This window comes from Amycolatopsis sp. NPDC101161 (assembly GCF_044768185.1).
Classification (GTDB): Bacteria; Actinomycetota; Actinomycetes; order Mycobacteriales; family Pseudonocardiaceae; genus Amycolatopsis.
Genome location: NZ_JBIWPI010000006.1, coordinates 971664 through 981176, shown reverse-complemented (window position 1 = coordinate 981176; position 9513 = coordinate 971664). Strand labels below are relative to the sequence as shown.

At 71.8% G+C, this 9513-nt stretch carries 9 protein-coding genes; 1 reads left to right on the top strand and 8 read right to left on the bottom strand.

What is annotated here, in order from left to right:
- Positions 1 to 137 precede the first annotated feature (137 nt).
- Together ACIRSS_RS42790 and ACIRSS_RS42785 are read right to left on the bottom strand one after the other, a co-directional pair.
- The gene (locus tag ACIRSS_RS42790) at positions 138 to 635 is read right to left on the bottom strand and encodes a helix-turn-helix domain containing protein (protein ID WP_400905847.1); all 498 of its coding nucleotides are present in this window, start codon (positions 633 to 635) and stop codon (positions 138 to 140) included.
- A gap of 200 nt (positions 636 to 835) precedes the next feature.
- Positions 836 to 2413, bottom strand: a complete 1578-nt coding sequence (locus ACIRSS_RS42785) for an alpha/beta hydrolase (protein ID WP_400905845.1) — start codon at positions 2411 to 2413, stop codon at positions 836 to 838.
- 193 nt (positions 2414 to 2606) lie between these two features.
- Between ACIRSS_RS42785 and ACIRSS_RS42780 the strand changes: the two genes are divergently transcribed.
- The gene (locus ACIRSS_RS42780; protein WP_400905842.1) at positions 2607 to 3296 is read left to right on the top strand and encodes a DNA alkylation repair protein; all 690 of its coding nucleotides are present in this window, start codon (positions 2607 to 2609) and stop codon (positions 3294 to 3296) included.
- Positions 3297 to 3398: 102 nt separating this feature from the next.
- On the opposite strand, the gene pheT is transcribed toward ACIRSS_RS42780, so the two are convergent.
- The 6 genes from pheT to rpmI form a co-directional block, all read right to left on the bottom strand.
- Positions 3399 to 5966: a phenylalanine--tRNA ligase subunit beta gene (gene pheT / locus ACIRSS_RS42775; protein ID WP_400905839.1), complete on the bottom strand. Its 2568-nt coding sequence runs from the start codon at positions 5964 to 5966 to the stop codon at positions 3399 to 3401.
- Complete coding sequence (gene pheS / locus ACIRSS_RS42770) at positions 5966 to 7027, bottom strand: phenylalanine--tRNA ligase subunit alpha (RefSeq protein ID WP_400905836.1); 1062 nt, start codon at positions 7025 to 7027, stop codon at positions 5966 to 5968. Before pheS ends, pheT begins: the two co-directional genes overlap by 1 nt.
- A gap of 134 nt (positions 7028 to 7161) precedes the next feature.
- Positions 7162 to 8004 carry a DUF6159 family protein gene (locus tag ACIRSS_RS42765; RefSeq protein WP_400905833.1) on the bottom strand — a complete coding sequence of 281 codons (843 nt, stop codon included), beginning with the start codon at positions 8002 to 8004 and terminating at the stop codon, positions 7162 to 7164.
- 37 nt (positions 8005 to 8041) lie between these two features.
- Complete coding sequence (locus ACIRSS_RS42760; RefSeq protein WP_400905931.1) at positions 8042 to 8857, bottom strand: TrmH family RNA methyltransferase; 816 nt, start codon at positions 8855 to 8857, stop codon at positions 8042 to 8044.
- The gene (gene rplT / locus ACIRSS_RS42755) at positions 8854 to 9228 is read right to left on the bottom strand and encodes a 50S ribosomal protein L20 (RefSeq protein WP_086672344.1); all 375 of its coding nucleotides are present in this window, start codon (positions 9226 to 9228) and stop codon (positions 8854 to 8856) included. Before rplT ends, ACIRSS_RS42760 begins: the two co-directional genes overlap by 4 nt.
- Before the next feature lie 69 nt (positions 9229 to 9297).
- The gene (rpmI, locus tag ACIRSS_RS42750; RefSeq protein WP_086672342.1) at positions 9298 to 9492 is read right to left on the bottom strand and encodes a 50S ribosomal protein L35; all 195 of its coding nucleotides are present in this window, start codon (positions 9490 to 9492) and stop codon (positions 9298 to 9300) included.
- Positions 9493 to 9513 lie beyond the last annotated feature (21 nt).

Genomic DNA, 9513 nt, shown 5'->3' with positions numbered 1-9513 from the left:
GCGCGGCCGGCGGGGGGGGGGGGGGGGGGTGGTTGGGGGGGTCCGCAGGGCGCCCGTCGGGGGCGTCCCCCCCGGGGCGCCAGCGTCCCGGGGCGGCGGGGGGGGGCCGGTCCACCGGGGACCGGCCCACCACGCCGTCAGCTCGGCTCACCCCCGTCCAGGTCCGTCCGCCTGCTCGGCGGCACGGGGAGGTAGCAGCCCGGGTTCTCCGGGTCGCAGCCCACGCGGGGCAACCGGGCGCGGATGCCGCCCGGCGTGCGCTCGAAGTACGCCGCGATCTCCGCGACGCTCTCGCCCGCGAGCCACCGCGACTCCAGTTCCGCGTCCATCGCCTCGTTCCACGGCCGGCCCTGCTGCGCGGGACGGCCGGCGGATCTTCGCCGCGGCCCCCGGCCGTCGCCGGTCGCGGACAGCAACCCGTCCGCGACGAGGTCGGCCACCTTGGCCGCCACCGCCACGTCCAGGTCGAGGCTGCCCTCGGCGACCGCTTCGCCGCCGGGGCCGCCGGCTTCCAGGGTGATCATCACCCGGGGAGTCGGTTCGGCGCGGTCGTCGTCCGTCCTGGTGGCGACCGCGATCAGGTAGGTGATGTCCTGTGCCCGGATCTCGGTCCGGCGCTCTTCGATGATCGACATGCCGCGAAGCTAGCGCGCACCCCCGACAATTTCCGGCCACGCGCTGCTCACGGCCGACTCCGCTCCGAAATTGTCGGACCCCTCCCCTAACGTCTCCGGCGACCACACCCCGTCATCAGGAGGCGACGATGAGACACCGGCGGACAAGACGGTGCCCCGGTCCGGGCGAGCCGGACCGGGGCACCGTGGGAAGGTTCCGATCAGAAGTGCAGCAGCTGTGCCAGTTGCTTCTCCTGCACGGCCTTCGCGGAGCTGTCCGACTTCTGCGCGGCGGCGCCGTCGGGCACCGGCGGCGGCACCGGGCTGCACTGGACGTCCGAGTGGTTGCCGGGCTGGCGCTTCGGCAGCGCGCCGGTGGCCAGGTAGTCGGCGATCTTGTCGTCTACACAGGACACCCCGGACAGCGAGCCGGCGTGCGTCGTGCCGCCCGGCGCGCTGATCAGGCTCGAGTTCGGGTAGCGCTTCCGGACCTCGAGGCTGCCGGGGTACGGCGTGGCGGCGTCGAGCTCTTCGCTGATCAGCAGCGCCCCGGCGACCTTGCGGCCGTCGATGTCGACGGGCTTGCCCGCCTTGGCCGGCCAGTACACGCAGGGCGCGTTGAACCAGGCGTTGCCCCAGGTCTCGAACGGGGCCTTGAAGTAGGTCAGCCAGTTGTCGGCGCGCCACTTGTTCCAGTTGGTCGGCCACTGGACGTCGGTGCACTGCACACCCAGGTACACGGCGAAGCCGTTGTCGGCGCCGGGCGGGTTCGAGTCGTCGTAGAGCGCCTTGAGCGTCTGCCAGTCACCCTTGTGGACGTAGCCGTCGAAGGCCTTGGCCATGTCGACCCAGCCGAAGACGTAGTAACCGGCCTGCAGGAAGATGTCGGTCCACTCGTCGCCGCCGATCACCCCGCCGGCCGGGTTCTTCGCGAGCTTGCGCTGCGTGGCGTACCACAGCTTCTCGACCGCGGAACCGGTCTTGCCGAGGTGGTAGACGTTGTCGTAGGACGCCAGCCAGTCGAAGTAGATCTTGATGTTCTTGTCGAACGCGACGTCCTGGTCGAGGTTGGCCTGGTACCAGACCTTGCGCGGGTCGACGTTGCCGTCCAACACCATCCGGCGGACGTTCTTCGGGTACAGCGTGCTGTACACCTGGCCGAGGTAGGTGCCGTAGGAGAAGCCGTAGTAGTTGATCTGCTTCTCGCCCAGCGCCTTGCGCAGGCTGTCCATGTCCTGCGCGACGTCGGTCGTCTTCAGGTGGTCGAGGATCTCACCGTTCTTCTTGCACGCGTCGGCGTAGCCCTTCGACCGGGCGAGCCACGTCTGCTCGAGCCCCGGCGTCGACGGCACGTAGGCCGGCCGGTTGTAGCTGAAGTAGTTCCCGTCGCAGCTGATGGCCGGCTTGCTGGACCCGACGCCCCGCGGGTCGAAGCCGATCCAGTCGTAGTTGTCGCCCGCGTGGTTCGGCACGTACTTGCCGAGCACCGAGAGCCCGAGGCCGGACCCGCCCGGGCCGCCCGGGTTCACCAGCATGATGCCCTGGGACTGCGCGGTCTTGTGCTTGATCCGCGACACCGCGACGGAGACCTTGGTCCCGCCCGGCTTCGCGTAGTCCATCGGCACTTCGAGGAAGCCGCACTCGGCGCCGTTGGCCTTCAGGCTCGCCGACGCGCAGGGCCCCCAGGCGATCGGCGCGGGCGTGAACTGCACCCCGGGATCCGCCGAGGCGGCGGGCGCGGCGGCCATCAGCCCGGCCGCGAGACCCGCGGCGGCGACGGCGGCAACGATTCTCTTCACAGTCGTCCTTTTCATCCGCAATGGACAGAGTTCGCCGGACCCCGGCGAACCTACCGGCAACCTTCGCCAATCTCGTCGACCGGCGCGACTTCCGCCATCCGTCTTTCGTCGGTACCTGCGCCGGCCGCCGAGGGCCGGAACTGTCGGTGCCCGGCAGTACGCTGCGGCCCGCCGGAGGGCGACAGGAGGACGCATGAGCGCGGACGAACAGCTGGTCAAGGCGATCCGCACGGGGCTGGCCGAGCTGGCCGACCCGGTGAAGGCGCCGGCGATGCAGGCGTACATGAAGTCGGCCATGCCGTTCCGCGGGGTGGCTTCACCCGAGCGGACCGTGCTCCTCAAGCGGGTTCTGGCCGACCACAAAGTGACCGATCGGGTGAAATATTCGGCCACGGTGCTGGAGCTGTGGCGGACGGCCGAATTCCGCGAAGAGCGCTACGCGGCCATCGCGCTCTCCGGGCACCGGGCGTACCGGCAGTGGCAGGACCGGCAGCTGGTGCCGATGTACGAGGAGATGATCGTCGACGGCGCGTGGTGGGACTACGTGGACGAGCTCGCGATCCGCCGCATCGGCCCGATCCTGCGCGCCGACCGGAGCGGCGTGACGCCGACGATGCTGCGCTGGGCGGCGGACACGGACCTCTGGCGGCGCCGAACGGCGATCATCTGCCAGATCGGCGCGAAGGAGGACACGGACACCGACCTGCTCACGCGGACGATCGAACCGGCGATCGCGGAGCCGGAGTTCTTCCTGCGCAAGGGAATCGGCTGGGCGCTGCGCGATTACGCGAAGACCGCACCGGACTGGGTCCGGTCCTTTGTGGATGACCACCCGGGGTTGTCGGGGTTGTCGCGGAGGGAGGCGTTGAAGCACATCGGTTGAGGCGAGAGGCGCGGGCGGTCGGCTGAAATGCCGGAAGGGGCCGGTTTCCCGACCCCTTCCGAACTACCCAGCCTCTATCGGCCCAGGGCAAGCGTCCACGCGCTACGCGCGCAGCGTTGCCCCGAAGCGCTCGCCGGCGGCCGCCACCGCGGCGTCTCGGGCCTTCGTCGCCTCGTCGACCGTCAGCGTCCGGTCCGCCGCGCGGAACCTGAGCTTGTACGCCAACGACCGCTTGCCTTCACCCACCTGCTCGCCCGCGTACACGTCGAACAGCGTGATGTCCTCGAGCAGCTCACCCGCGCCCTCACGCAGGACCGCGGCCAGGTCCGCCGACGGCACGTCCGCCGCCGCGACCAGAGCCACGTCCAGCAGCACCGGCGGGTAGCCCGACACGCTCGGCGCCGGACGCGAGTCCGGGAGCGGGATCGCGTCCAGGTCCAGCTCCATCGCCACCGTCCGGGGCGGCAGGCCCAACGCCTCGACCACCTTCGGGTGCAGTTCGCCCGCGTGGCCGACCGGCCAGTCGCCGACCTGCAAGCGGGCGCAGCGGCCCGGGTGCCACGGCGGGAGGTCCGTCGCCTGGACCGTCAGCTCGATGCCCGACGCCTCGGCGATCGTGCGGGCCGCCTCGACCGCGTCGGCCCAGTTCGCCTGCTCGCCGGGGCCCCACCAGCCCGCGCGGGTGCGCTGGCCCGCCAGGACCACCGCGACGTGCAGCGGCTGCTGCGGCACGGCGGCTTCGAGCAGCGCGAGCTCCTCGTCCGTCGGCCGCCGGTCGACGCCGAGGTCCGGGATCTTCAGCGGGTTCGGCGCGGGCAGGACCACCTGGCCGATGTGGAACAGCGCCACGTCCTTCATCCCGCGGGACACGTTGCGCTGCAGCGTGTCCAGCAGGCCCGGCAGCAGCGTCGTCGCCAGCCGGTTGCGGTCCGCTTCCAGCGGGTTGCGGACCACGACCGTGTTGCGGCGGACGTCGTCCGCCGGCAGGCCGAAGGCGTCCCAGACCGAGTCGGAGATGAACGGGAACGGGCGGACCTCGACGTACCCCGCCTCGGCCAGCGCGCGGGACACGCTGCGGACGCGCCGCTGGCTGTCGGTCAGGCCGCGGCCGGCCGGGGCGGCCGGCAGCGTCGACGGGATGCTGTCGTAGCCCTCCAGCCGCAGCACCTCTTCGACGAGGTCGGCGGGCTGGCGCAGGTCGCCGCGCCAGCTCGGCGGGATCGCCGTGACCTGGCCGGTGCCGTCGTCGCCCGTGCTGACCGTGACCTTGCAGCCGATCTGGGAGAGGCGCCGGACCGTGACCCCGCGCTTGTAGTTCACGCCCGCGACCTTGTCGGGCAGGTTGATCGGCATCACGACGGCCGGGTTCGGCTCGACCGAGCCCTCGTCGGTGCGGCCGGGCTGGATGGCGGCGTCGCCGTACTGGCGCAGCAGCCGGGCGGCCAGCTCGACCGCCGCCGCGCACAGCTGCGGGTCGGTGAACCGCTCGAACCGCTTCGCGGCCTCCGAGAACAGCTTGTGCCGGCGCGCGGTGCGGCTGATCGCGGCCGGGTTCCAGTGCGCCGCCTCGAGCAGCACGTCGGTGCTCTCCGGCGTGATCTCGGTGCTCGCGCCGCCCATCGTACCGGCGAGGGAGATGACGCCGCTGTCGTCGGCGATGACCACGTCGTCCGGGTCGAGCGTGCGCTCGACGTCGTCCAGCGTCGTCAGCTTCTCGCCCGGCTTCGCCCGGCGGACCACCAGATCACCCTGGATGGCCTTGGTGGCGAACGCGTGCAGCGGGTGCCCGAGCTCGAGCATCACGTAGTTGGTGACGTCGACGGCCAGGGAGATGGACCGGATGCCGGCCAGCATCAGCCGCCGCCGCATCCACCACGGCGTCGGAGCCGTCGCGTCCAGGCCGGTGACGCGCCGCAGCACGAACCGCGGGCAGCCTTCCGGGTCCTCGACGTGGACCGGCCAGGCGTCGCCCTCGGCCGCCGGGACCTCCAGCAGGGCCGGGTCGCCGAAGGGCACGTCCAGCGCGTTCGACAGCTCGCGCGCGAGGCCGCGGACCGACAGCGCGTAGCCGCGGTCCGGGGTCGGGGCCAGCTCGAGCACGGTGTCGTCGAGACCGAGCAGCTCGCGGGCGTCGTCACCCGGGCTCGCGGTGCCCGAGGGCAGCACGAGGATGCCGGCGTGGTCGTCGCCGAGGCCGAGCTCGCGGGCCGAGCAGATCATGCCGTCGCTGACGCGGCCGTAGGTCTTGCGGGACGCGATGGTGAAGTCGCCGGGCAGGACCGCGCCGGGCAGCGCCACGACGACCAGGTCGCCCTCGGCGAAGTTGCGCGCGCCGCAGACGATGCCGCGGGTGCGGATGCCGTGCGGGCCCTCGTCCTCGAACTCGCCGTCTTCGTCGTCGTCCTCGTCTTCGTCGTCGGCAGCGGCTTCGGCGGGCTCCTCGGCCTCTTCACCGACGTCGACGCGGCAGAACCGGATCGGCTTCTTGAACTCGGTCAGCTCTTCGATGTCGGCCACCCGGCCGACGACCAGCGGACCGGTCACCGGCCCGAGCTCCTTGACGTCGTCGACCTCGATGCCGATCCGCACGAACGCGTCGGCCAGGTCCTGCGGCGTGACCTCCTCGCCGATGTCGAGGTGCTCGGTCAGCCAGCTGACGGGGACTCGCACTACGCCTCCGTTCCGAAGGGAAGGGTGAAGCGGACGTCGCCCTCCACCATGTCGCGCATGTCCGGGATCCCGTTGCGGAACTGCAGGGTGCGCTCGATGCCCATGCCGAAGGCGAACCCCGAGTACACGTCGGGGTCGACGCCGCAGGCGCGCAGCACGTTCGGGTTGACCATGCCGCAGCCGCCCCACTCCACCCAGCCGGGGCCGCCCTTCTTCTCCTCGAACCAGACGTCCACCTCGGCGGACGGCTCGGTGAACGGGAAGAAGTGCGGACGCAGCCGGGTCTTGGAGCTCTCGCCGAACATCGCGCGGGCGAAGGCGTCCAGCGTGCCCTTGAGGTGCGCCATGGTGATGCCCTTGTCCACCGCGAGGCCTTCGACCTGGGTGAACACCGGGGTGTGCGTCGAGTCCAGCTCGTCGGTGCGGTACGTCCGGCCGGGGCAGACGACGTACACCGGCAGGTCGCGGTGCAGCAGCGTGCGGGCCTGCACCGGCGAGGTGTGCGTGCGCAGCACCAGGCCGGAGTCCTCCTCGCCGACGTAGAACGTGTCCTGCAGCTGACGCGCGGGGTGGTCCTTGCCGAAGTTCAGCGCGTCGAAGTTGAACCACTCGGCTTCGAGCTCCGGGCCCTCGGCGACCTCGTAGCCCATCGCGACGAACGCGTCCGCGACGCGCTCGGAGATGGTGCTGATCGGGTGCCGGGCACCACGCGGGATGCGGTCCCACGGCAGCGTGACGTCGACGGCCTCCTCGCGCAGCACGCGCTCGTCGCGCTCCACCTGGAGCTCGGCGCGGCGGGCGTCGAAGGCCGCCTGGACGGCCTGCCGGGCCTCGTTGACGCGCTTGCCGGCCTCGGCCTTCTCCTGCTTGGGCAGGGCGCCGATCTCACGGCGGGCCAAGCCCACCGGAGACTGGTCGCCGAGATGAGCCGGCTTGACCTCGGCCAGCGCTTCGAGCCCGGTCGCGGCGGCGAACGCGGCTTCGGCGGCCTTGACCGCTTCCTGCAGCGTCTCGGGGGCGAGCACCGCGCCCTGGGCTTCCTTCTCCTTGGCTCCGGACATAACTCCTCGGCGTCCGCTGGGACTGGTCGTACGCGCACCGCCGGACACGCGGCGCGCGAGAGGTCAAAGGTGGGAAAAGTCTATGGGATCGGGTCCGCGCGCCCCCGGTCGCCCCGGGCCGCGCGGATGCGCGCTCAACGCGCCCGGAACGCGTCGGCGAAGTCGACCGACGCGAATTCGCCGGGTACCACGCCATCGGCGGCGTAGCGGTACAGCGCCGTCTGGTAGATGCCGGACAAAGTCGTGGTGAAGACGGCGACGAGCACCGTCCACCCGACCGCGAGAGCGGCGCAGACGAACAGCGTGGCCGTGCCGCCCAGCAGGAGGCCGGCGACGAGCAGCACGACGTAGCCCGCCATGGCGAGGCCGACGCCGATCAGGCTCAGGCCGAAGCCGCCGGCCGCGTTCTCGCCCCACGTCCGGCGGAACAGCTCCACCGACCGCTTGACCCCCGCCTTGACCCCGGCACCCTCCAGCACGACGACGGGGAGCACGAGGAACGTCGTGAGCCGCCAAGCCAGGCCGACCAGGCCGCTGACGATGCTCCCGAGGAAGCCGAGCCGCTCCTCCACGGTCCGCAGGACCAGGCTGACCGTCGCGGAGACGCCCGCCCAGCCGAGCAGCGCGGGCCAGCGGTGTGCGGCCGCGGCGAGACCCGCGCCGACCGCCGGCGTGCCGCCGCGCAGCGCGACGTCGGCCTGGGAGATCAGGGCGGCGTTGAAGAAGATCGTGACGAACGCCGAGACGAGGTAGAAGGCCGCGACCAGCACCCACGAGCCGGCGGTGAGCCGGCCGTGGTCGGTGATCTCGGCGTGCGAGGCGAAGAACGCCGGCGTCAGGAACGCCCCCGCGACGAACAGCGCGGCGACGCCGGCCAGCACGGTGAACCAGGTCAGGCCCTTGTGGGCGCGCAGGACCTTGAACGAAGCGGTGAACAACGCGTAAGAGCGGGTGACCCGGCCCATGATTTCCCCCAAGTGGCCACAGTGGATACCGCGGCAGCCTACTCGCGGGTCAGCGCCGTGCCGCCATCGCACTCGTGTACACGCAGACGGCCGCCGCGGTGGCGAGGTTGAGGCTTTCCGCCTTGCCGTACAGGGGGATCCGGACGGCGAGGTCGGTCCGGTCGAGGACGTCGGCGGGCAGGCCGTGGGCCTCGTTGCCGAAGACCCACGCCGTCGGCTCGGTGAGGTCCACCCGATCGAGTTCGGCTTCGGCGTAGCCGTGCGCGGCGAACGTGCGCAGGCCCGCGGCCGAGCAGGCGGACAGGGCCGCCGGGACGTCGCGGACGCGCGCGATCGGCAGGTGGAACAGGCTGCCGGCGGCGGCGCGGACGCACTTGCCGTTGTGCGGGTCGACGGTGTCGCCCGCCAGGACCACGGCGTCGGCGCCCGCCGCGTCGGCGACGCGGATCACCGTGCCCGCGTTGCCGGGGTCGGCGACGTCGACCAGCACCACGACGAGCCGGGCGCCCGGCGTCACGGCCTCCTCGAGCGGGCGGTCGAGCAGCGCGCAGACGGCCACGATGCCTTGGGGCGTCACGGTTTCGGAGAGCCCGTCGGCAGCGCGGTCGGTGATCGGCGAAACCACGACGCCGGCCGCGCGGGCCGCGTCGACCAGGTCCGCGTGCTGCTCCGCCGCGCGCGACGTGACGAACAGCTCGTGCACCCGGCCGCCGGCCAGCGCGGCTTCGACGGCGTTGGCGCCTTCGGCCAGGAACCGGCCGGTCTTGTCGCGTTCCGCGCGCCGCGTCAGCTTGCGCGCAGCAACGACCCGGGGGGTCCGCTCGGTGAACGGATCCGCCCCGGGTCGGGGAAAGCTGCCGGTCAGGCCGACTTCGCTTCGGTGTTCACGTTGGCCTTGGCGAGCTCGGCCAGCGCGGTGAAGGCGGCGGCGTCGTTGACGGCGAGGTCCGCGAGGATCTTGCGGTCGACCTCGACACCCGCGGCCTTGATGCCCTGGATGAACCGGTTGTAGGTCACGCCGTTGGCGCGGGCGGCCGCGTTGATGCGGGTGATCCACAGCTGGCGGAAGTCACCCTTGCGGGCACGGCGGTCCCGGTAGGCGTAGTTGAGCGAGTGAAGCGTCTGCTCCTTGGCCTTGCGGTACAGCCGCGAACGCTGGCCGCGGTAGCCGCTGGCCAGTTCGAGAGTTGCGCGACGCTTCTTCTGGGCGTTGACCGCCCGCTTGACGCGTGCCACGGGTCCATCCTGTCGATCTCGGGGGGCGAAGGGGAAACGCCCCGGGTGGTTACTGCAAGTTCTGTGGGATCAGATGCCGAGCAGGCGCTTGACGCGGCCGGCCTCGGTCTTCGCCAGCTCGGTGGTGCCCTCGAGGCGGCGGGTGAGGCGGTTCGACTTCTTCTCCATCAGGTGGCGGCGGCCGGCCTTCTGGCGGCGCAGCTTGCCCGTGCCCGTGACGCGGATCCGCTTGGACGTCCCGCTGTGGGTCTTCATCTTCGGCATTTCAGTCCTCTTTCGTGCGGC

Bases quoted from the DNA above. Each gene is read 5' to 3' on its own strand.
- pheS (WP_400905836.1), bottom strand. From the start codon at position 7,027: ATGTCCGGAGCCAAGGAGAAGGAAGCCCAGGGCGCGGTGCTCGCCCCC.
- rpmI (WP_086672342.1), bottom strand. From the start codon at position 9,492: ATGCCGAAGATGAAGACCCACAGCGGGACGTCCAAGCGGATCCGCGTC.
- ACIRSS_RS42790 (WP_400905847.1), bottom strand. From the start codon at position 635: ATGTCGATCATCGAAGAGCGCCGGACCGAGATCCGGGCACAGGACATC.
- ACIRSS_RS42780 (WP_400905842.1), top strand. From the start codon at position 2,607: ATGAGCGCGGACGAACAGCTGGTCAAGGCGATCCGCACGGGGCTGGCC.